Source organism: Sporomusa sp. (assembly GCF_035561155.1).
Classification (GTDB): Bacteria; Bacillota; Negativicutes; order Sporomusales; family Sporomusaceae; genus Sporomusa.
In genome coordinates this window covers 1-23,530 of record NZ_DATMYD010000157.1, presented here as the reverse complement: position 1 = coordinate 23,530, position 23,530 = coordinate 1, and the positions used below count along the sequence as shown (strand labels likewise).

The 23,530-nt window shown below is 44.5% G+C and carries 18 protein-coding genes and 1 pseudogene; 3 read left to right on the top strand and 16 right to left on the bottom strand.

Annotated features, from left to right (window positions below; all coding sequences use genetic code 11):
- Window positions 1-445 precede the first annotated feature (445 nt).
- The 14 genes and pseudogenes from VN447_RS21645 to VN447_RS21580 all read right to left on the bottom strand — a co-directional run bounded on the left by VN447_RS21645 (window position 446) and on the right by VN447_RS21580 (window position 16,906).
- Window positions 446-1,216, bottom strand: a complete 771-nt coding sequence (locus VN447_RS21645) for an IclR family transcriptional regulator (protein ID WP_325528247.1) — start codon at window positions 1,214-1,216, stop codon at window positions 446-448.
- A gap of 230 nt (window positions 1,217-1,446) precedes the next feature.
- Window positions 1,447-2,610 carry a UxaA family hydrolase gene (locus VN447_RS21640; RefSeq protein WP_325528245.1) on the bottom strand — a complete coding sequence of 388 codons (1,164 nt, stop codon included), beginning with the start codon at window positions 2,608-2,610 and terminating at the stop codon, window positions 1,447-1,449.
- A gap of 71 nt (window positions 2,611-2,681) precedes the next feature.
- Window positions 2,682-2,972, bottom strand: a complete 291-nt coding sequence (locus VN447_RS21635; RefSeq protein ID WP_325528243.1) for a UxaA family hydrolase — start codon at window positions 2,970-2,972, stop codon at window positions 2,682-2,684.
- A 217-nt stretch (window positions 2,973-3,189) separates the two neighbouring features.
- Window positions 3,190-5,076: a sigma 54-interacting transcriptional regulator gene (locus VN447_RS21630; RefSeq protein ID WP_325528241.1), complete on the bottom strand. Its 1,887-nt coding sequence runs from the start codon at window positions 5,074-5,076 to the stop codon at window positions 3,190-3,192.
- Window positions 5,077-5,258: 182 nt separating this feature from the next.
- Window positions 5,259-6,605 (bottom strand): MFS transporter, encoded by a 1,347-nt coding sequence (locus VN447_RS21625; RefSeq protein ID WP_325528239.1) that lies wholly within the window; start codon window positions 6,603-6,605, stop codon window positions 5,259-5,261.
- A 327-nt stretch (window positions 6,606-6,932) separates the two neighbouring features.
- On the bottom strand, window positions 6,933-7,862 hold the full coding sequence (locus VN447_RS21620) for a dihydrodipicolinate synthase family protein (RefSeq protein ID WP_325528237.1): 930 nt from the start codon (window positions 7,860-7,862) through the stop codon (window positions 6,933-6,935).
- Window positions 7,863-7,886: 24 nt separating this feature from the next.
- Window positions 7,887-8,156 (bottom strand): MoaD/ThiS family protein, encoded by a 270-nt coding sequence (locus VN447_RS21615; RefSeq protein WP_325528235.1) that lies wholly within the window; start codon window positions 8,154-8,156, stop codon window positions 7,887-7,889.
- On the bottom strand, window positions 8,153-9,973 hold the full coding sequence (locus VN447_RS21610) for an aldehyde ferredoxin oxidoreductase family protein (RefSeq protein ID WP_325528233.1): 1,821 nt from the start codon (window positions 9,971-9,973) through the stop codon (window positions 8,153-8,155). The genes VN447_RS21615 and VN447_RS21610 overlap by 4 nt, the downstream gene beginning before the upstream one ends.
- Window positions 9,974-9,975: 2 nt before the next feature.
- Window positions 9,976-10,374: a 4Fe-4S dicluster domain-containing protein gene (locus VN447_RS21605; protein WP_325528231.1), complete on the bottom strand. Its 399-nt coding sequence runs from the start codon at window positions 10,372-10,374 to the stop codon at window positions 9,976-9,978.
- A 169-nt stretch (window positions 10,375-10,543) separates the two neighbouring features.
- Entirely contained in the window at window positions 10,544-11,335 is a 792-nt protein-coding gene (locus VN447_RS21600; RefSeq protein WP_325528299.1) for an IclR family transcriptional regulator, read from the bottom strand.
- Between the two features lie 219 nt (window positions 11,336-11,554).
- A pseudogene (gene ilvD / locus VN447_RS21595) lies at window positions 11,555-13,143 on the bottom strand (dihydroxy-acid dehydratase).
- A 426-nt stretch (window positions 13,144-13,569) separates the two neighbouring features.
- Entirely contained in the window at window positions 13,570-14,358 is a 789-nt protein-coding gene (locus VN447_RS21590) for an HpcH/HpaI aldolase family protein (RefSeq protein ID WP_325528229.1), read from the bottom strand.
- 179 nt (window positions 14,359-14,537) lie between these two features.
- Complete coding sequence (locus tag VN447_RS21585; RefSeq protein WP_325528227.1) at window positions 14,538-15,428, bottom strand: NAD(P)-dependent oxidoreductase; 891 nt, start codon at window positions 15,426-15,428, stop codon at window positions 14,538-14,540.
- A 74-nt stretch (window positions 15,429-15,502) separates the two neighbouring features.
- Window positions 15,503-16,906 (bottom strand): FAD-binding oxidoreductase, encoded by a 1,404-nt coding sequence (locus tag VN447_RS21580; protein WP_325528225.1) that lies wholly within the window; start codon window positions 16,904-16,906, stop codon window positions 15,503-15,505.
- A gap of 481 nt (window positions 16,907-17,387) precedes the next feature.
- On the opposite strand from VN447_RS21580, the gene VN447_RS21575 reads away from it, so the two are divergent.
- Window positions 17,388-17,864, top strand: a complete 477-nt coding sequence (locus VN447_RS21575; protein ID WP_325528223.1) for a hypothetical protein — start codon at window positions 17,388-17,390, stop codon at window positions 17,862-17,864.
- A 37-nt stretch (window positions 17,865-17,901) separates the two neighbouring features.
- The gene (locus tag VN447_RS21570) at window positions 17,902-19,398 is read left to right on the top strand and encodes an Nramp family divalent metal transporter (RefSeq protein ID WP_325528221.1); all 1,497 of its coding nucleotides are present in this window, start codon (window positions 17,902-17,904) and stop codon (window positions 19,396-19,398) included.
- A gap of 172 nt (window positions 19,399-19,570) precedes the next feature.
- On the opposite strand, the gene VN447_RS21565 is transcribed toward VN447_RS21570, so the two are convergent.
- A complete protein-coding gene (locus tag VN447_RS21565) occupies window positions 19,571-20,482 on the bottom strand; it encodes a Na/Pi symporter (protein WP_325528219.1) in 912 nt (303 codons plus the stop codon).
- Between the two features lie 225 nt (window positions 20,483-20,707).
- Here VN447_RS21565 and VN447_RS21560 point away from each other — a divergent pair, with 225 nt between their 5' ends.
- The gene (locus tag VN447_RS21560) at window positions 20,708-21,535 is read left to right on the top strand and encodes a radical SAM protein (RefSeq protein ID WP_325528218.1); all 828 of its coding nucleotides are present in this window, start codon (window positions 20,708-20,710) and stop codon (window positions 21,533-21,535) included.
- 74 nt (window positions 21,536-21,609) lie between these two features.
- Here VN447_RS21560 and VN447_RS21555 read toward each other — a convergent pair whose 3' ends face one another.
- A complete protein-coding gene (locus tag VN447_RS21555) occupies window positions 21,610-22,818 on the bottom strand; it encodes an MFS transporter (RefSeq protein ID WP_325528216.1) in 1,209 nt (402 codons plus the stop codon).
- Window positions 22,819-23,530 lie beyond the last annotated feature (712 nt).

The window sequence follows — 23,530 nt, the reverse complement described above, 5'->3', positions numbered from 1 at the left end:
TTGAAGCACCTCCCTTTTTCTTATTGGGATTCGCTTGTCATCTACTTGATGGATGTTTTTTGGCTGTGCCCTCCTCTTTCGGATTTAAAGCCAACAACCTCCTATGCATTTTGGGCGACCTTGTCATCACCGCAATAAGGCCATAACACAATTGATGTTCATGTTTAAGAACCAAGTTCAATATAAAGAACATGAAATTGAAATGTTTACTGTTAGAACGCTACACCTCTCATCAGGCTGCGACTATTTGAAAGATAAACTGCAGCACCGTTTGAATAGCTTTGCCTTAATAGCAAAAGTACCTCTCTGCTCCGCAACTCAGTTCTTAATTAAGAACTGAGTTCACAATACAGAACTAAGAAAATCATTACATATTAGTTATATACTACCTTTTAGTCCATTCTCCTGCTAAGATATTAACTATTTTGAAAATATTTTGTTTCTTTTACGTTCTTCCCAGACGCATTGATACATTGGCTCCTGCGGCCCGGACTTTTTTAACTACCTCTTGCAAGAAATCGTCGGTAAGCCGTATTACCGGCACTGTAACGCTGATAGCGGCAATCATTTTGTGAGCTTTGTCATATATTGGGGCAGCCACGCAGACCCCTCCCGGAATGATCTCCTGGTCGTCTATAGCGTACTCTTGTTTCGCGATTTTCTTGAGCTCCACCAATAATTCCGGGTAAGATACTATCGTCTTTTCTGTATATCGTTCCAGTTCAACATTGTTGAAACGCGATGCCAACTCTTCTTCACTCAATGAAGACAGCAGTACCTTCCCTACCCCGGTCGTATGCGCCGGAATTCTGAACCCTATGTTTGTTACAGCGCTAAGATCTTTGGTGCCCTGACACTTAGCAATATAAACCGCATGCCGTCCTTCAAGGATAGCTGCATGGGCAGTTTCTCCCAATGCATCACTCAAATTCTTAGTGCCTTGCCAAATTTCTCGGGAAATATTGGTATTATTCATACATGCCGCACTGACTTGAATTAGCTTTAGCCCCGGATAATATACCCTCGTTTCGGTATCAATCTGCAGATAGTCCCGGTTTTGTAAATCTTGCAGGAGATAAGAAAGTGAGCTTTTGGGTATATCCATATGCTCTAAGATGGCAGTGAAGGTGGGTGGCTTAGGGCATTTCACCACAAACTCGATAATATCCAGAGCCCGTGATGCCGATTTTACGATTGCCGGTTTACTATTACTCATAAATCCTCCGTCAAATAGTTATTGCGTTGATGTGTTTAACAATGTGTGATTCTACAGTAATTTGCTTTTTCCTGTCAGTCTTTAGCGTAAACTCCATTTCTTTACTACTAATTTTCCGCTAAGATGAGTAATGAAAAGAAATGGAATGCACGAAAACTAAATAGCAAAGAAAAAAAATCGTACCGATCCATTCCGAATCGATACGATTTCCAAGTCGGCAGCTAATATACTTATAGGGTAGGACCTATACGCTGAATGCCAAAGTCATTATGCCCAAGAATTTCAGACTTAGTCATTTTTCCGGAAGCCACGCGAACCATTTCTTCTAAAATGCGTTGTCCAACCTGTTGGATCGTTTCCTCGCCATCAACAACTGTTCCTGCGTTAATATCGATATTATCTTTCATTTTGTTATACATAGCGGTGTTTGACGCGACTTTTATCGTTGGAACAATCGCCGAACCGGTAGGCGTTCCCCGTCCTGTAGTAAAGACGCATATATGACACCCACCTGCAGCCATCCCTGTTAGTTGTTCGATATCATTGCCAGGCGTATCCATATAAACGAGTCCCTTTTTGGAAATCTTCTCGGCATAACCGATAACATCCACAAGGGGCCTGGTTCCACCCTTGTAAACACAACCCAGAGATTTTTCTTCTATGGATGATAAGCCACCCTCGATATTTCCTGGTGTAGGATTACCACCACGCATATCAACCCCGATGGCGTTGGCGGAATCTTCAAATGCCTTAATGGTTGCGTAACAGCGGTTAGCAACGTCTTCATTAATGGCTCTGCCTGCAATGATGTGTTCAGCCCCAATAAGCTCCGGTGTTTCAGATAAAATGGAAGTGCCTCCGGCATCAATCAGCAGATCACTCGCTGCACCTAATGCCGGATTAGCTGAGAGCCCGGAACAGGCGTCAGACCCCCCGCATTCTGTTCCTAAAATCAATTCAGCTACATCAATCGGTTCACGAACAAGCATTGATGCTTGTTCAACCATTTTATGTGCTTCAATAGCACCTTCAGAAATTGCTTTATACGATCCACCAGCGTCCTGAATAATGACGCAATGGACAGGCTTATGAGGACATTGCTTTTTAATCTCTGCCGCTACATCTTGAGCCCGTACAACTTCACAGCCCAATCCAACTACTACCACACCAAATACGTTGGGGTTAGTTCCATGTCCGATAAATACCCGGGCGGTCTGGGCTGCATCTGGTGCAAGTTGAGAGCAGCCATGCTGATGTTCAACCCATACGCTCCCCTTAACTGTATGGGAAATACCCCTGGCTACCTGGTTTGCACAAACTACAGTAGGTATAACTAACACATGATTGCGAATCCCAACCGACCCGTCCGGGCGGCGATATCCCATAAATTCCATATTTTCACTCCACTCCTGTTGTAATTATAGTTATAGAATGTTCCTCACTAACTAAACACCTGACTCTCTGCTTATAAATCCCCACGGCCGCGGCATCCACCAAAATTGTGGACATGGGTATGCTGTCCGGGATCGATGTTCATGGTGGCCTCCCCGATGACTTCACCGTATTTTATAATCTTTTCACCTGCGGAAATATTTCTGATCGCGAACTTATGACCAAAAGGAATTGGCTCTGTAACGTGAATACCAACAACGGACCCATCAATATTTACCATAACGTTTGTGCCTGCAATAATTTCTTGTGTTGCTGTTGCCACATTGTCGCTCGGCTTCATTACGATTGCTTGAGGCTTACTCATCTTCTTTCTCCTCCTGATGTGATGTAGCAGATTTGCTATAAAATATTTGCAATTATCGTGCCAAATTAAATAAACAAGGTAATCGTGCCAGATCACCTAAAGAAATCCAATTTGGCTGGCACTTATACGTATAAGTGCCATTCAAAATCACAAAAGCAAAGAGCGCATTGTTACATTTTGCAACAATGCGCCCTGAACAGTTTGTTAATATGATAGTCTATGAATGGGACCGCTCCCACTCCTTCAGTTTCCGCCAGAGGGTAGTACGGCTAACCCCTAACCGTTTTGCAGCCTGAGTATAATTATATTTCTCTTCCAGCAGTATTTGCTCAATTTTTTGTTTCTCACATAAATCGAGACTGTCTTTTGTTTTAGGCAGCTCGATGTTTGACAAAAACCCGCAATCACAAAGTTCCTGGCTGACATCCTTTGCCTCGATTCTTTGCCCCCTGACCAATAAAGCCAAACGTTCTATAACATTTTCTAATTCCCTTATATTACCACGCCATGGATATCTTTGCAGCAACTGTATACCCTCATCTGTGACGCCAACGATCTTGCCCGAATATTTTTTCAAAAAATGCTGTACTAGCTCTGGTATATCTTCCGGCCGGTCTCGTAACGGCGGAATATGCAGCCGGAGAACATCTAAACGATAATATAAATCAGCACGAAACTCTCTTTTTTCTACCAGCTTCATTAACTCTTGATTCGTAGCAGCCAATATACGTACATCCACAGGAATCACTTTGTCTCCGCCCAACCGCATGGCTTCTTTCTCCTGCAAAACCCGTAGCAATCTGGCTTGTAACGGCAACGGAATTTCACCAATTTCATCTAAAAAAATTGTGCCGCCATGAGCAAGTTCAAACAGCCCTGCTTTGCCGCCCTTTTTCGCACCGGTAAATGCACCATCCTCATAACCAAACAGTTCACTCTCCAACAGTGTTTCCGGTAAAGCAGCACAATTGACAGCAACAAAGGGACCATTTTTCCGACTGCTTAAATTGTGAATACTTTGCGCCATTCGCTCCTTACCGGTCCCTGATTCGCCGGTAATTAACACCGTTGTGTCAGTGCCGGCATATTGACGGACACGATCCTTCACGGCCCTGAAGGCTTGGGAAGAGCCAACCACTTGCTCGAGATGAAATTTTGCCACAAGACCTTTCTTATTAAGCTTTTGTCGCACAACTTGCTCAAATCGCTGCAACTGTGTAACGTCCTGAAGATTAGCTATGGCTCCCACGACCTCGTCATTCACCTTGATGGGAATGCGCTTGACCGCATACACCCGGTCGCCAATAAACTTGACATCTTCGTTATCACAAGTTTCACCAGTTAGGCACGCCCTTAACTTGTCATCCGGAACAAGCTCGCCAATGTACCGGCCTACTGCATTGGCGCTTGGAACCTGAAAAATTTGCTCGGATACTGGATTGAATGTGGTTACATACCCCATACTGTCAATAGCGACAATTCCCTCTGCGGAAAGATCAATAATCGTACGAAAAAGCTCTGCCTTTTCCTGTTCTTTGCGGCGAACTCTGGCAAGACTAACCGCTTCGTTAATGGCTTTAGCCACAGCATCGGTGCTGGATTCAATAGGATATGCCCGCAAACCTTGCTGCAATAGTAAGTTGACTGAGTACCCATCTCCTAAAAATGTTTCAATACCGTCATTAATAGCTTCACAAATAATATCTTGCTGCATAGTCTCGTTTTCTATAAAATACTCACGGATAGGAACGCCGATCAGTTTCCCGAGTTTTTCACACTCAAATAAAAACCGTCTGGTGAATACAACCCCTACAGTACCATGAACCTTATTAATACATTGTAGCGACTGGAGAATATCAAAAGCGGTAACCTGGATTTCGACTACAGGAATAGGAATGTGGTGTGAAATCAAGGTTGCAGTTCCCCCGCGGCTGATAATGACATCTGTGCCACCTTTAACTGCAAGATAAGCCTGTTCCAATCCAGACTCTAAGTCCCCTGATACTACTTCAACTTCCCCTTGCCAATTAAATTTTTCACTTCTTAACACTTCATACGCAGTATTAACAATGCTTTCAAGCGGAGCAATGATTGTTATCTTCACAGGTCGACCTCTTTCCCGTTCAGTGCACAGGCGATTGTAATATTCTATCTATTACATAATACCGCAAATTTACTCAAAAAAACAATTATCCATTAAGCAAGTAAAACTCTATCCGGGGGTGTTCATATAATGAACACCCCCGGATAAAAGTTGGGTATAAGACATTGGCGAGAAGTTAATGCCTATACTGTATGCTGCGTTCCTTTTCCAGGAGCGTCTTTCGATTCTAATACCGGTGTATTATTACCAATGCCAAGAGGAATGGAGAGCAGGAAGAGCACAGCTCCGATGAAGGCCGCCGAACCAAGTGCATACAGTCCAGCAGAAGGATTATTGAAGGCTTTTTCAGCCCAAACACGTAAGTTGGGAGCAATAAATCCCCCCAGGTTACCGACAGAGTTAATTAAGGCAATTGCACTGGCAGCTGCTACACCGCTCAGAAATCGGGTAGGCATAGTCCAGAAAACAGGCTGACAGGAAAAGTATCCGGCGGTTGCCAGACTCAACGCCGCAACCCCAATCACCGGTGAACCTGTTGCCGAAGCAATAACTCCCAGCCCGGCGAAACACATGAGTGCGGCAGCAAGAATGCCCCGTTTTCCTGACCGGTCAGAATACCGTGGAATGGTAGCGTTGGCAATTAATGCACAGACCCAGGGAATAGCACTCACTACACCGACTGCAAACCCAACTTTTTTCCCCATCATTGCAGCCACCTGCGTGGGCAGGTAGAACGTGACACCGTACACGCTGATTTGAATCATGAAGTAGGTAGCACACAAAAACAAAACCTTGGGATTGCCGAGAACCTTCAGCGGACTAACATGTCCCTGCGGTTTATTAGCATTTTCCTCTTCCAATTCGGCAATAAGAGCTTGCTTTTCTTCATTCGGTATGAATTGAGCATCTTTAGGTCTATCGACAAGGTACGATAAGGCCCATATTCCCACTACTGTAGCCAACAGACCTTCCACTGCGAACATCCATTGCCAGCCATGAACGCCAAGCACACCATCCATGTCCATAAGTAGCCCGGAAAGCGGAGAGCCAAAAATAAAGGACAGAGGAGCACCAAAATAAAACAGGCCCATAACAGAGCTACGACGGCTTGAGGTAAACCAGAAAGTTAAATAGTAGATAATACCCGGGAAAAAGCCGGCCTCGCAGATGCCCAGCAAAACGCGAAGAGCCAGGAACGACGTTTCCGTTGATACCCAGGCAAAACCAGCAGCCACCAGACCCCAGGTAATCATAATACGAGCCAACCACATCCGTGCGCCAACATGGTGCATGATGATGTTGCTTGGTACCTCAAAAACAGCGTATCCTAAGAAAAATATGCCAGCACCAAAGGCAAAGGCCGCATCACTTATACCAGTGTCAAGCTGAAACGCTTGTTTGGCAAAACCTATATTGGCCCGATCCAGAAATGCTAGTACGTACATCAGCAAAATAAAAGGTACCAGTTTTTTTTGAGCTTTATCCATTGCAAGATCGGCCAGTTGTTGCCTATTCATTAAAGATTGCATATTGATAATACCCTCCTTGACTAACAAAATGTTAGTATTCTTGAATTTTCCAGGTCCTCATTGGCCCGCTGCCGGCTATGATAGATGGAATATTCGGAGATTAGCGGCCATGGAGCATTGCGGAGATAATGTACATGCCGTAATGCTCTATGACGAAACCGTAGCGTGAAAAGTGCATCAAACTCAGCGGGTGGACTCCCGGTCCCAACTTCTACGTTTAGCTCTAGGCTTGCTTTCGCCGGTATTGTTAGCCCGGGATCAGTTTGCTTTTGGTATTCATTTTGCTTTATATATTTTGCCTGAACGCCCCTCCTTTCTGCGATTTTATTACTTCTCTTTATCCAACCCTTCCTTTTGAATAAACTCCAGTAAACCTTGCAGTATATTTTTTATCCTGGCTTTGACCCCACTTAAGTTGAACTCTTCAGCAGCAGACAATGGCTGTTTATGCGGGCCCATGTCGAAGCCGCGCATTTCAAGAGCTGCCTTAAAGCCGATCGGAAATGGTGCAGCAAACATAGCCCGGATAAAAGGCAGCATAGCAATTTGGATGCGATTGGCCTTAGCATAATCTCCAGCATGATAAGCATCCCAAATCCCCACCATAATCTCCGGGATAATCCCCGAAGAGGCGGTCATACAGCCACTTGCACCAACTGTGAGAGCAGGAGCTAATATCTCCTCGCGGCCAACTAAAAAGTTCATATCAGACCCTGTCAGCCGTACTTTATCCATATAGTGCATGAGTTCGACCATGCTTCCGCTTGAGTCTTTCATACCTACAATATTGTCCCGGCGACTCAGTCGTTTAACCACATCATTGGAGATGGGGGTAGCAAACAGCGGTATATTGTACAAGATAACCGGGATATTAATCGAATCAGCCACTAACTCGAAATGTCTCTCCATGTTCTCTTGGCTGATCGGGTAATAATACGGCGGGCAGATTACCACACCTTGACAACCCAATTTTTCTGCCTTTTGGGCTAACTTTATAGAGTTTTCAGCACAAGTCGAACTAACGCCAGGAGTGATAGCCACTCTGCCTTTTGCCTGATCGACTACTATCTCCATACATTGAAAACACTGTTCTAACGATATATGAGCAAACTCACCTACTGAGCTGACTGGAAACAGGCCATGCAGCCCCTTGGCGATCATGAAATCAACCATACGCCGCAGCACGTCTTCGTTAATATTTCCATCCGCTTTAAAAGGTGTCAACATTGCTGAATAAACACCAGCAGGTTTAAACATTATATAAGCCCCCCAATCTACGAATTAACCTCCACCGACAAGATGCAAAAATGTTATGGTATCCCCATCTTTCAGGGGTTTATTTTGTTCAATAAAAAAACAAACGTGCCGGCCATTAATAAAGATACCTTCAGTCTCTGATATTCTGTTACTACAATGAAAACCAAGCATTTGCTCTATTTCTAAAAGTGCTTTGGTGACGTCAGCGTCAACTTCTACAATGTCATGCTTTTTGCCAGCCAGATCCCGAAAAGAACCAAGAAATTGCAGCTGTACTGAAACCTTTCCATTCATTTTTTTAGACCTAAAGAAGCCAAGGTTTCTTCTTTAGGTATACCTTCCTCATCCCAGCCCCGAATATAGTAATATTCCTTTAACATCGGTTCAAGATCAACGGTGTTTCCTTTAGCTGGTCCGCTTGGCATCGGCTCGTTTAGCAGCCGACTGGGTAATGTATCGTCTTTTTTGCCGAATCCTTCACGAATATTAAATAAGCGTGTCAGATTGTAAATTCGTTCGCCCGCTGTTACCAAGTAATCGGCACTTTCAAATTGTTGTATGCCTGTCAGTGTGTTCAGGAGAGCGGTGACCTGCCTGGGCGTTAATGCGAATGTGGCAAACAGGCACATACCGATCGAATCAATAATTGCAAACCACTCTTGCTGGCTTTTAACAAGATCGGCTTTATACTCGGTACTAAATGGGTCTAATCTTCCCTTGGTCTGCAAGACTTCCGCACCTACCGGCCAAGCCCGCAGATGACAGCCGCCCCGATCGCTCGTAGCGTAAGCTAAGCCCATACCAAATACAGCGCGGGGGTCATAAGCAGGCAACTCCATCCCCTTAACATGCATTGCAAAATCGGCTGAATTGCCGCCGATGATCTCTGCGGCTCTCTTTACCCCCTGGCCGATTACCTTCCCAAACCCTTCGCCTTTTCCCATCAAGTGAATCAGCTTGATCATGGCCTCGTCATCGCCAAACTTTAAAGCGAATCCTACTTGTTGCTCTGTAATGAGGCCGCGTTCATAACATTCCATGGCAAAACCAACGGCATTTCCTGTGGATACTGAATCTAGCCCGTATAAATCACAAAGCCGTTCGGCCTCAATGACCGCACCAGGGTCGGGGTTACCGCACTGGGCACCAAATCCCCAGGCATTTTCGTACTCAGGCCCTTCGACAACACTCCCCCGATATTTTCCGGCATCCACTCTCGATACTTTACTGCAACGAATAGGGCAGGCAAAACAAGCCTTGTGTTTGTTATAATATTCGTCGGCTAATACATCTTCGTTTAACTGGGGCGCACCGTCCCACGGCACCCCCTGGAAATTCTTCACCGGGTGAATTCCCAGCATGTCCATAGCACTTAAAATACTGTTTGTCCCGTACTTAGGGCGGGAGCCACCAGTATCAGGATTGATACTTATTTCGTTCAATGCCTCTTTATTTGCACTCAAGAAAGGTTCATACTGGGCAATAGCAATACTGCCATGTCCCCGGACAGCGATAGCCTTGAGATTTTTACTTCCCATAACGGCCCCCGGCCCACCTCTGCCGAAGGCTCTGCCTTCAGCGATAATTGCGGCTAAGGGTGAATTCTTCTCCCCGGCGGGGCCGATACACGCAATTCGGTAATCTATACCATATTTTTCTTTGAGCGCTTCTTCAGTACAGGCACAATCAAACCCCTGGAATTCTGATGCAGAATCAAACTTGATACTCGAGTCCTCAATGACTAAAACACAAGGCTCAGCTGCACGCCCCTTGATCATGAGTACGTCATAGCCTGCGTATTTCAACTCAGGCCCCCAGAATCCACCGCAATTACTATCAAGCCAACCGCCGGTAAGAGGGCTCTTAGTACTCACTGTAACACGCGATGAAGCAGGAGCCAGTGTTCCAGTCAGCGGCCCGTTGGCAAAGACTAACAAGTTATCAGAACCAAGCGGATCGCACGCAGCCGGCAGTTCGTCATATAGAAGACGGGCCGAAATCCCTTTGCCGCCTATATACTTCTTAATTAATTCCTCAGGGATAGTCTCAACAGTATGCGTTTTTTGCGTTAGGTCAACACGCAGCAACTTTCCAGTATATCCGCCAAACATAATCAATCTCCTCCCAACGTCAGGGCTTTGGGCTGACACCATTTCACACACTGATACTCTCCTGAGCAAGTATCACAGACTAGCGGTATCCCTGCTTTAACATCTTCCCAAATGGCACCAAATGGGCAGGCCTTTACACATTCCCAACAGCCGGTACATTTCGCCTGATCTACAACCGGAACTGCCCCAGCGGCTGTGATGGCTTCTACCGCACAGGCTTCTTTGCATTTTGGTGCTTTACACTGTTGGCAAACGACGGGTTGGTCTATCCAAGGGTATTTGCTTTTAATTCGGATTCGCGCAGCGCTAGGTGCTATATTCCTTTGGTGGTGCATGGAACAGATTACTTGACAGCTCCGGCACCCAGTGCAACTATCATTGCGAACAATTATTCTGCTCACGTTAAAAACACCTCTTAAAAAATACTTGAGTGATATGCAACATCAGCCTAAACTCACTTGATGCTAGTCAAACGGTACTATTACCACACTCTCTTTCCTTTTACAGCGTCCCTATTTATCGTTTCACATATATGAATACTGTTCATTGTTCAGAACAAAAAGAAAGGACTCATTGAGTACCAAAGTATATACTATCTTTTCGAAAACCAATTCTCTTGGATATGGCCAATGCAGTCTCCATTGTCATCTTACCGAACAGTTCTACCCTTTTGACGTCCATTTTTAGATAAATAGATGCTACGCTCAAGACGCCAACTGCTTTTTCTGCGCGTCCATAAATCGGGGCAGCAACACAAAAGATTTCGTCTTCCATCTCACGATTATCAATAGCATAGCCCCGTTCACGAGTCTGCCTGAGATCTTTAATTAAATCGTTGTAATTGCAAATTGTGTTCTTAGTGTACTTGGTCGTTTTGCCGGTCATTTCCCAAATCTCTTTTACGCGTTGGTCCGAATATGTAGCCAACAAGGCTTTACCTAAGCCAGTACTGTACATAGGCCTTCTTGTTCCTGCTCCGGGAACCGTAGTTATGGAGCTATTTTTTTCTTCTCTATCCACATATACTATCATTCCATTATTTTCTATTGCCAGAAAGACGGTCTCGCCGGTTTTTGCACTCAAATCTTCAAGAAATGGCCGGGATATCCCATAAAAATCAGTCTTTTCCAGAATGGTCATTCCTATTTCAAAGACCTTAAGACTTAGCTTAAAGGTCTTCAAATCTTCATTGTCAAACTCTAGAACCCCTTTTTTCAGCAAAGTGTAAATTAGCTCATAGGTACTACTTTTCGGCAGAGCCAAGGCCTCACTAATCTCTATTTGAGTCAATGGCTTTGTGCTTTTAGCAAGCAAATTTAGTATATCAACAGTCCTAGACGCTGATTTATTTACTTTTAAAATAGGAAGCCCTCCAACTAAAATTCATATATGTGAAATTAGTTTATATATGTGATCATTCTATCTAAAACTTACCATCTTTTTTGCTAGTAGTCAATACAATATTTAATATTTTCAGATACTAAGCAATATACTGTCAATTTCATGGTTTTGACATCCTAGCTAAACTGCCATTACAATCGGCACCATGCCGCTTACTTCCGAGATTTGTTAAAATGGAGACTATTCAATAATTGCCCCGTAATGAGCAGACTTGACGATCCGGGCATAGGTGGCCAGATAGCCGTGTTTAATCTTGGGCTCCGGTTTTTTCCATTCACCCAATCGTTTTTGAATTTCTGTATCTGAAATATCTAGTGTAATCTTACGATTTGGTATATCGACAGTGATAGAATCTCCGTTTTGAACAACAGCAATCACACCACCCTCGACTGCTTCCGGAGAAACATGACCAACAAATCCGCCACGGTTAGAACCTGAGAAACGTCCGTCAGTGATTAAGAAGACTGACTCTGAAAGACCGTACCCGTCGAGCAACTCAAGCGGAGTATACATCTCCCGCATACCGGGTCCACCTTTAGGCCCCTCGTAGCGTACCACAATAATATCATTTGATTTAATACCATTAGCATAAATAGCTGCAACAAGGTCTTCCTCACTATCAAAAACCTTGGCCGGACCTGACAGACAAAGGCGATCGGCCTTCATGGCCGCCGGTTTACACACAGCAGATTCTGCGGCCAGGTTACCCTTTAAGATAGCAATTCCTCCGTTAGGCAAAAAGGGACGGTCGATGGAACGAATGACTTCCTGGTTTTTAATGAAACAGTCAGCCACATTTTCGTCAATCGTTTTACCAGTTACAGTAAGCGCTCCCTTACAAAGCAGTTGACGTAATTGTTTCATCACAGCCGGCACGCCGCCAGCGTTGTGAAAATCAACCATATCATATTCACTTGCTGACATGATTGAAGCCAAATAGGGTGTAGAATCGCTGAGTTCTTCATAATCATCAATACTAAACTGAGCCTCAGCTTCATGAGCAATAGCAAGAATGTGCATAATCAGATTAGTAGAACCACCAATAGCCATTCCTACTCTGACGGCATTTAACAGTGAATCCCGGGTAATAATATCACGCGCTTTGACGTTTTCCATGACCAATTCCACTATTCGTCGCCCCGACTCCTTGGCGATATTGATCCGAGCAGCATCAACCGCCGGGATAGTCCCACACCCGGTTAACGACATCCCCATTGCCTCGGCCAGACACGACATAGTATTCGCAGTACCGATCATGGTGCAAGAACCAGGAGTTGGACAAGCAGAACGCTCAACCTGACGAAATTCTTCTTCCGAGATTTCGCCACTTTTAAATTTACCAAGGTGTATTTGGGTTGCATTGACATCTATGTGCACACCTTTGTGAGTTCCCGGATACATTGGGCCACTATTGACTAAAATTGCAGGCAAATTGATTCGCGCGGCTGCCATCAGCAGGCCGGGAACTACCTTGTCACAGGAACCCAGCAGAACTATTCCGTCAAGCATATGTGCCTGGATCATCAACTCTATGCTATTGGCTATAACGTCGCGGCTGGGCAGAATATGTGCATTCCAGTATGTGACTGGGCAATTCCGTCGCAGGGGGCGATTGTGCCAAATTCCACCGCAGTTCCGCCAGCCGTCCTGATTCCTTCTCTGACTGCAGCAGCGATATTTCGCAAGGTATAATGTCCAGGACAAATGTCATTCCAGGTGTTAACGATAGCAATAAACGGCTTACCAAAGTCATCATCAGTATAACCCATAGACCGGTAAAGCCCTCTGGCCAAAGCTCCTTTGTACGGATCACCAAGAAATTCTTTACTACGCCATGTCAACTTCTCCATCTCCATTCATAAAATCTATTTAATTTTTTATTTCTACCGAGGCCAATACCGGTGTCGGGATGAAGTGCTTTGTCTTAAATTCACATATGTGAATTTAGTTTGCATATGTGATCAACCTAATTAAAACTTACCATCTTTTTTGTTAGTAGTCAATACAATATTTAATATTTTCAGATATTAAATAATATACTGCCAATTTAAAGATTCAGACAATAGTAATCAAACGACTACTGAGTTTGCCTTATTAATCAAGCGCCAACCTGTTTCAAAAGCTTATATGGCCGGAGTAATTAAAAAGCTTGTAGACAAAGTCTACAAGCTTGCTCATATAACGGCTACTTTTAATTAGCTTTTGCCCAACTCATCGGCCAATTTGCGAACTGCAGAAACAAAAAGCATACTATCGGAACATACCGCCAGCAATTGTGCACCCAAATTCCGGTACTGCCGAGCTTGATCAGCATTCAGACAGAAGATACCTACCCGCTTTTTGGCCTTTACCCCGCGCTCAATAATATCGATAACGGTCCTACAGTATTCAGGATTTTCAAAATGACCAGTTATTCCCATAGACTGCGATAAGTCAGTTGGCCCGATTAATATACCATCAAGACCGTCAACGTTGAGAATTTCATCCAGGTTTTGAACTGCAGAAATGTGTTCTACCTGAGTAAAAACTAGACTGTTCTTGTTTGAGTAAGTAACAAAATCAGTTAACGGAACATATCCGTAGCGTGCCCCCCTAGTTATCCCTGCTACTCCACGTTCACCTTGCGGGCCAAATTTGGCAGCTTGTACTGCCATCCTAGCCTCTGCTGCAGTATTTACCTGCGGAACGATGATTCCCCCTGCGCCCATGTCCAAGGCCTTCTTAATAAGAGCTTCGGAGTTTTCTTGCACCCTTACAATTGGTACCATGCCGCTTACTTCCGAGGCTCGTATCAGATTTTCCACAGTCTCTAAATTGTGAGAACTATGTTCAGTATCAATGATAACAAAATCAAGACCCGAATAGCCTAGCATTTCGACATAGGCCGGCCCTCCGTTACAGTAAAAAACTCCATTAACGGCCTGACCAGACTCCAGCTTATCCTTGACCTTATTTTTATAAGGCATAAGCGAATAAATGCTCATACTTACCTCCTTTGCTTGCTACAGTTGGACTTAGCCGCTCTAACTTCCTACTTATACCCTAAAGGTCACAGATATTAAATGGAAGTATTGGAACAGCTTAGTCTCGGATTAATAGTACTTGTACGTTGTTCGGCCAAAATCCTCTACGTCTCAAAAAAAATGCCGGGCCTTTTAACCAGTTACAATTTCTTTATTTCCACTCCGGCCAATTCTTCATAGCATTTGATGACACTGCAAACATCCTCATCTCCATAGCCCTTAACAACAGCAGTATGGATCATTTCCCTAACTGAAGCCAACACAGGTGTCGGAACTTGGAGTTCTCTGGCCAACTCATAAATTAAGCCTAAGTCTTTATATAGCATAGAGGTTGAAAATGCAGGAACAAAATCCCGTTTGATTATTTTAGGGATTCTGGACTCCGCCACAGCGCTACGGGCACCGCCACCATTTACAACCTCCAAGAACATTTCCGGGTCTACCCCGCTTTTGTACGCCATTGTGAGGGATTCTACCAACGATAATAGATTAATTGCCATTAAGGAATTATTGGCTAGTTTCATATAAGAGCCTGTCCCACTTTCACCCATATACACGGCCTGCTTACCCATCACGTTAAATAGCGGTAAGCATTGCTCAAACGCTTCCCTATTACCGCCAACCATAAAGGTCAATTTTGCTTCTCTGGCCTGGATACCACTGCCGGTTACCGGGCAATCCAGCACAATAATGCCCTTTTCAGCGGCCAACTGGGCCACGCGTTTACTTGTCTGGGGCAGAATGGTACTGCTATTTAAAATAATAAGACCGGCCTGAGCTCCTTCTAGTATCCCGTTAGCGCCCAGAATCATAGCTTCAACTTCAGCATCTGCTTTAACCATAACCACTATGGCATCACAGTGCTGTGCTACCTCAGCAGGAGTGCTGCACACAACGGCGCCCTTCATTGCCAGGTGCTCAGCCTTGCAGGCTGTCCGGTTGTAGACAAATACTTCATTTCCGGCATTTAATAGGTGCTCCGCCATGGGCTCTCCCATAATACCTAGTCCGACGACACCAATTTTTTTCATATTTTTCACCTCATATTAATTCATCTTAATCGCCAGTTCAGATAACCTAATTTCACCGCCCAGTATGTCGTTGACTACTCAGCCTCAAAGATAGTGCCCGGATTCAGGATCAGATTAGGGTCCATGGCTTTTTTGATTGACTGCATAATCTTAAGCTGCACTGGATCAGTAAACTTGTGCATCCACTTCTTCCGCTTGGAGCCAATACCATGTTCTCCAGACATCCGCCCGCCGATACTATAGGTAAACTCAAGCAATTCATGCAGTATTTCATCAATTTTCCTCGGCCATTCTTCTGCTGGAATACTGCCTTGGAGAATCGTTAAGTGCACATTGCCGTCCCCGGCATGGCTGACCGTACGGCCAAGGGCCGAATGTTTTTCACAAATTTTGGTAAACTCTTTCATAGCATATGGCAAGTGCTTAACTGGAACAACCATGTCTTCCGGACTGTGAATAAAACTTTCTTCCCTGTTGGCATCACCAAAGGCTTTCCGGGCTGCCCAAATTTTCTTTGAATCAGGAACAAGCGTAGCAATCGCACCATTAGCATTACAGATTTCATCAATTCGGACTGCTTTTTCATCGATTTCGTCCTCAGTATTGCATTCAATGGTAATAATGAGATAGTTGCCTTCTGCCTGATAAGGCAAACTTTCTTTTAAATATCTGGCACATACATTTACAGCACCGTTATCCATATACTCAAGTGATGTAGGATCAATTCCGTCTTTCATAAGTTTATATACAATGTCAATGGCTGTCTCCGCATCTGGGAATACGGCGAGTAAGTCCATTTTATACTGCGGCAATGGGATTAATTTCAAAGTTGCTTTAGTGATAATTCCCAGAGTTCCTTCCGATCCGATTAATAGCTGCTCCAGGCAATAGCCTGAGGTACTCTTATTTAACAAGCCACCCAGTTCAGTAATCTCGCCAGTGGGTGTCACAATTTCAATAGAATATACCTGATGACGTGTTGTTCCGTACTTAACTGCTTTGTTACCGCCGGCGTTGGTCGCGATATTTCCGCCAATGAAGCAGTTGTCGCCGCTGGAAGGATCGCCCGCATATAGTAAACCAACTTCACTGGCTGCTTTTTGCACATCCTCTGTCTTTACGCCAGGTTCGACTACCATGTACATATGGTCAGCATTAACCTCTATAATTTTATTCATCTTTTCAAGGCAAAGTACAATCCCGCCATACATCGGCGCAGCCCCAGCAGCCAACCCTGTGCCAGCCCCGCGTGGCGTAACCGGAATTAATTCCCGGTTGGCTAACTTCATAATTTCAGCGATCTGCGATACCGATTCTGGAAAAACAACGACCTCCGGTTCATGCTGATAACGGCTGTCAGTCACCTCATCTTGACTATAAGCTACAAGTTTGTCAGGGTCTGTAATGACATTTTTCACCCCAACAATAGCTTTCAAAGCCGCTACTGTTTCATTGGTAACCTGGTTGTAATTTCTCATATGTACCTCCATAGAAAGATTTGGCTTGTTCTAATTTATGAACTAAGTTCATTTTATGGAACAAATACCTACCTGCAATATTTATATACTTTGCTATGCATTCTAAAATTCCTTCTACCTGATTTAGATCGTTAAAACCCAAAATACATTTCACTATTTTTATAATATTTTAAAAAATCTAATTTAATCTGGAGGATTTTAACAAATTACGTTGAATAGAGATGTTGGATAAGTTCTTTATGGAAAAAAATAACATTCTCGAGTACCCCTAAAGAAAGGGGTATTTAAACGTTCTTGTTTTTGAACAATGTTCATATTTATGAATTCCTTTTTTTTGTTTTCTCTATCTTCTTTGCTCAGTTCTGTGAATTTTGTCTTTATTTATGAACTCATTTCTCATATGTGAATTAAAAATAAGTACACGTGCCCTTCTTTTTTCAGAAATTCCAGTCAAATTTTTTTTTGAAAGGAGTATCAGGAAATGATTTTTCAAAACATTAAAAACCAGCCCCGCGGTCAAATTTTAGCACGAGGTATCGCAATAGCCGGATTTACTGTGCTAACCGTACTAGCAATTCTTAAAGATAATGTAGTTTTTGCCCCCTTGTTTTTTCTACTTGGTGCATATTACGTAAAAAAATTATGCAAGAAAAATACTGCAGACAGAGTAGATGCAACGGTCGCTTCACGGCCAGTTTTGAATCCAGATGCTGCTCAAACAGAACTTGCTAAAATGCTTCAATACTATAAGCGCTTACTAAAAAATTGGCAATGGATAGCAGTATTTGGTTGGGTCCTTTCGGTTGGCCTATTAATCTACGCCCCAAGTATGGTTGTAATGATCACTTTAGGACTCGCCTGCTACTCCACATATGCTCTCTTCAGATGCCGTCAAGCGGTACATTTGATAGAGACATCACCAGCAATGAGAAGGGAGGGAAAGCAGCTGAAGTATTAGCTCCTGGATGCCACTTAGAAAATTTGGAGGTGTGAACATGGCTGACACAGAAATTGTAGTAAATCGAAATCCCGTAACTCCCGGAACTTCGATCCCGGCTGAAAAACCCAAAGAAGCTCTGTTTAGCTATCCCGATCCGGACCGGAATCTATTATCAGGCTGGAAAGGCCTTCTCAGTTTTTTAGGTCCTGGTGTTATTCTTGCCTCAGCAACCGTGGGCTCCGGCGAAGTGTTCTTTGCGCCCCGTGGCGCCGCAATTTTTGGCTACGGTATTCTTTGGTGCCTGCTTTTAGGCGCGCTGTCCAAAGGTTTTATGAGTTATACCGGCACCCGTTATATTGTGTTAACAGGTGAACATCCGGTAACTCGCTGGGGACAAATTTTCCCTGGTCCGAAGAACTGGTTTCCCATATTACTTGGTGTCTTGGCAGTACTTAGCATGCCTTCATGGGTCGGCGGCGTAGCCAACTTGCTGGCTAATATGACAATGTACCTTACCGGTGGCTCGCTATCGCTACCTTTATGGGCAACAATTTATATTGTTGGAACACTACTTGTGGTTGCCTCCGGCACTTATCAGCATGTCGAAACAACCCAGACCTATATTGTTATAACAAAAGTACTAACCTCTTTCATTGCGCTCTTTGCTGTTAATCCTGATTGGGGTCAGCTTCTGCTCGGCCTTATTCCCAGTATGCCAACGTACGAGCCATGGGTAGCTGCAAAATATCCGGCAGTTGCCAGCCGAAGTATCGGCATGGAAATGGTCGCCTATGTAGGTGCTATCGGCGGCGGTACATATGATTATATCGGTTATGTGGGCCTCTACCGGAATAAGGGTTGGGGCGCAATGGGCCTACCTAATCAAAAAGAGATTGAAGAAAAACTACGGATTACCGAGGGTCAATTCGCCCTACCGACTAGCAAGGAAGAACTTGCCAAAGCTAATACTTGGCTTAAAGCTGCACAAATCGATACTATTGTCAGTTTCGGCACACTGCTACTCATTACAGTGGTGTTTACCGCCCTCGGGGCAGCAGTACTTCATGCCCAACAGCTGGTACCTTCAGGGATGAAATTGCTCGAGTATCAAAGCGCCTTCCTGACAGTTATTCACCCTGGATTGGTGTACCTGTACTGGCTGGCAGTATGGTGCGCTTTATGGGGAGTTCTTTCCAGTATCTTCGAACTGTATCCTTCAACTTGTTACGAATCTTTTAAAACAGCTTCAAAATGGGTACGTGAAAAAGGCAAGACAGGCATTGCCAAATATGTATGGGCGTACATGTGCGTCGGCGGCTTGGCGTATAATTGGGCCGGTTTCAACGTTGTAACAATCGTAATGATTGGCTCAATCCTTGGCGGAGCATTATCTTGCGGTCTGTGGTGCTTAGCTCAGATTTATGCCGAGCGGAAGGTGTTGCCGCCTGAATACCGGATGGCGCCATGGGTGGTAGGCTGTGTAGCATTATCAGGCGTTTTCCTGATCGCGATGGCTATCTTCTCCGTCATGGACCAATTTAAACTGATCTAAATTCGCGTAATCGGACTATACTAACGAATCCCCTTGGCAATTTCCTTAGGTGTTTGTTTGTTATTATCAATAAAAGAATGGGCTATTGGCTGCATGCTAATAGCCCATTCTTTATGAATATACGTAATTTCATAAGGTTTCACGTTTTGCACAAATTCGATAGCTTCACTTATCACTTTTTTGCTACGAGCAGGCAAATCAAATTGGCAAACTGATTAAATAGCGGTAATACCATGATTGAGGAGAGAATGTTAAACAGGGTATGAATCGCAGCTACCTGGCCACTGAAATTATCCGTAAAAAACCCGGCAGCCGCAATAAGCCAAGGCGTCATAGGGAAAAAAATAATAACACCCAATACATTCAACAAAATATGGGACATGGCAACCCGCCTCGCGGCAAGAGGTGCCGCCGCGCTAAAAACAACCGATGATACGCATGAGCCGATGTTGTTGCCATAGATTACATATGCGGCTGTGTTGATATCAACAAGCCCCATATCAGCAAGCAGCATTAAGAGCACTGTAGCGGCGCTGCTGGATTGAAACATCAATGTTGCCAGGACACCGCCCCAAATGCCGTAAAGCGGCTGGAAATTAGCCATAACCAGATACTCGGCCATCTCACTCAACTGTGATAGACTTGAAATACCCGCTACCAGCAAATCTAACCCGGCAAACATACTGAGCAAGCCGGAAAGAGCCAGCCCGGCGTAACGCTGTTTTCCTGAGATACTCAGCAGTAGTGAGAGTAAAAGCAAAGGGAGTATATAGTCTACAGGGATCGATAAGCTTACCAACTGAACTGTGGAGCATGTTCCAATATTGGCTCCCAGGATTATGCCCAGCGCTTGATGAAAAGACATGTAGTCAGCGCTCACCAGGCCAATTGTAATGAGGCATACAGTTGTACTGCTTTGAAATAAAGCAGCAGTGATTGTCCCCAGTACCAGACCTCTCCCGGGCGTCTTGGTCAGCTTCTCCAGCACACCACGTAAGCGATGCCATAACGCTTTTTTCAGACCATAGCGCATGAGAAAAATACCGCCCAACAGCATGCTTAGTCCTAGAATGATATTTAACATAGTCATACCCTCCGGTACATATTTCCTTGTTACTACCATATGTGAGAGGGTGTTGGCATATGTTTGGCAAGTAGTGAGGTCTAGTGAAAACTACAACAGCCATGTATAATATTGTAAAAGATATTGATTGTTGCTTTACACTTTACGAGTAGTTAAGGAGCTTATCCATGATGCTAAAATCCTGCACTCTTTGCCCGCGTGCCTGCCGGGTTAACCGACTCTCCGGTGAAAAAGGCTTTTGTCAGGCAGGTCTCTTGCCTTCTGCCGCACTTGCCTCACTGCATCACTGGGAAGAGCCTTGCCTTTCCGCCAGTAAAGGCGCCGGGACAATATTCTTTTCACACTGTAATCTACGCTGCGTTTTTTGCCAAAATCATACAATCAGTCAAGAAGGCTGCTGCCAACAAGTTACCAGCGGCCGCAATCTTCCTGGAACAACAAGCCCGCGGCGCTCACAATATCGACCTTGTTACCCCTACCCATTATGTTCCCCAGATTATTAAAGCCCTTACGCTCGCCAGACAAAACGGTCTTTCACTGCCTGTTGTCTACAACTCCAATGCGTATGAAACAATCGAAACCATTACCGCGTTAAAGCAGCATGTCGATATTTTCCTGCCTGATCTTAAGTATTACGATAACACCTATGCTGTGCGTTATTCAGCTGCCCCTGATTATTTTGCCTATGCCAGCCAGGCCATAACTAAAATGGTTGACCTGGCCGGGCCACCGGTGTTTGATGCTGCCGGAATCATGCAAAAAGGGGTAATTGTTCGTCACCTTGCCGTGCCGGGGTTAATGGCAGACAGCCGCAATGTTCTCAGCTGGCTTTGGCAGACTTTTGGCAATACCATCTTTATCAGCCTTATGAACCAGTATACACCGCTCTATCATGCCTCAAACCATCCTGAGATCAATCGCCGCCTTACCACCTGGGAATACAATAAGCTAATCGACTATGCCCTCTCTCTGGGGATTGAAAACTGTTTTATTCAAAAGGGAAAAACGGCGTCAGCCGATTATGTGCCTGTTTTTGATGGCAGTGGTATTTAGCCAGCACATCTCAAAAGAACAGTCTCTGGGCATAAATGAAGCACTTGCTTTTTGCAAGTGCTTCATTTATGTCCTTAACATTGAGAATGCTGCTCTTTATGACGGGCTACAGCCATAACCAAGCCCGCTAATAAAACCGTTCCGCCTAACGCCAGGAGTACTCCCCCAGTAAAAAAAAATACCGGTTTGATCCCGATCCAGGAACTAATTACCCCGCCAATCAGAGGCCCTACCATACTTCCCAGTTGGTTTGCAGTTGTCGTAAGACCAAAGATTCGACCTTGTGAGTTTGCATCACTGCATGATACTGCGATGGTATTGATAGCAGGGTACACACCAACGATAAATAAACCATATAGAAATTGTAACAAGCTGAATTGGTAAATATTGTCTGCAAAAAATTGCCCAAGGTTAAAGATACCGGCGCCGAAAAAAGCAATCATCAGTACTTTTAAGAAACCGGCTCGCTGGCCCATGCGCCCCCATAACGGAGCAGAGAATGCACCGGCCACCCCTGCCAGACTATACACAAGGCCTGCAGTTAAAACAACCCCATCTGTATGCCCTTGTAATTGTACAACGTACAGGGTAATAAGGGGCTGCAAAATCATACTCACCGCCTGAACTGAAAAGAGTAACAGCAGAATGGCTACTAACTTGCGATTACTAAAAGCCACCCTCAGATCGTCCAGCATGCTGCCTTCTGATTGCGATTGGCAGCTTTCGGGCTCAGTTACCAAGTACCCTACCATTAACGTACCAAGAAAAATAATAATGGATGCAATCACAAATGATAAACGCATCCCAAACAAATGGGACAGAGTCCCGCCTAATACGGGTCCTAAAATCCCGCCAATCAGTAAGGTGGTTTGCATGATCCCTAAGCTGAAGCCCATTTTATCCTCCGGTGTTGATGCAGCCACAATCGCCATTGAAGCCGGAACAAAACCATTGGCAACACCCTGAAGTATCCTGACAACAAGCAGATCTACCGGGTTCCTGACAAATGCCCCCAAGAGATACACAACCGACAGGCTAAATCCTGCCCGCATGATCATCCGCCGCCTGCCACTTTTGTCGGCGCAGCGTCCCCAGTAAGGAGCCATTACGGCAGCAACAAAAAAAGTCACTGAGAATATAAGACCTGACCACATATTTACACTTTCCGGACTTACCCCGATATCAAGAAGATACAGGGGTAAAAATGGTATAACCATTGTATAACTCGAGCCTGACAGCATTACTGCAAAGGCTAACGTCCAAAGATTCCTGCGCCAATTCAATGTAAAGACTCCTCAAAATCGATTATCAACCGCCACTCACCAAGGCAGATCTCACGTTTTGCGATTGACTAATAATACCAGACTTTGCCTCATACGTATTCTACCACATCCAATAGCACCGGCTCAACAGTGCTGTCGACCAACCAAAAAGGAAGAATGTCCTGATTAACCAAAACCTACCATGACCATAGTAACAGGAAATCAGCTAAAAAGTAACGAATATCTACTAATAGTTTCTCAGAGCTTCCAACAGAAGTAAGGGGTTGATGCAATGCTCCGAGTCATTATTAAAGCCTTCATTTTGGCTGCAACCTGTAGTAAGAACCTATTACAGATTCCAAGGAATAACTTATCTTTCGCGTTCCTGGTTATATTACGACCATGGTATTTCTGCAAGTCTGCTATCCTACTGTTGCTAACTCTGCATTCACCATTTCGCAGGCTACTCCTCAAGGCGGCTTATGCTCAGGATAGCAAGAGCCAGGCCATACCCCACAGGGGCGTGAATAAGACCGCCAACTTGTATTGATTCCGAATAAAGCTATAAATCGCTAAAAACAGCCCTACAAAATGGAGGCCACTGAAAAAGTCCCTTTAATACTTAAAAAGGTATAGACCCTCAAGAAAACTGAGGAGGCTGTACCTTTTTTCCTGTATAATAAAGGTATTAAAGGGAGCAGGTGAGTCAAATGATTCAACAACAACAATCTAT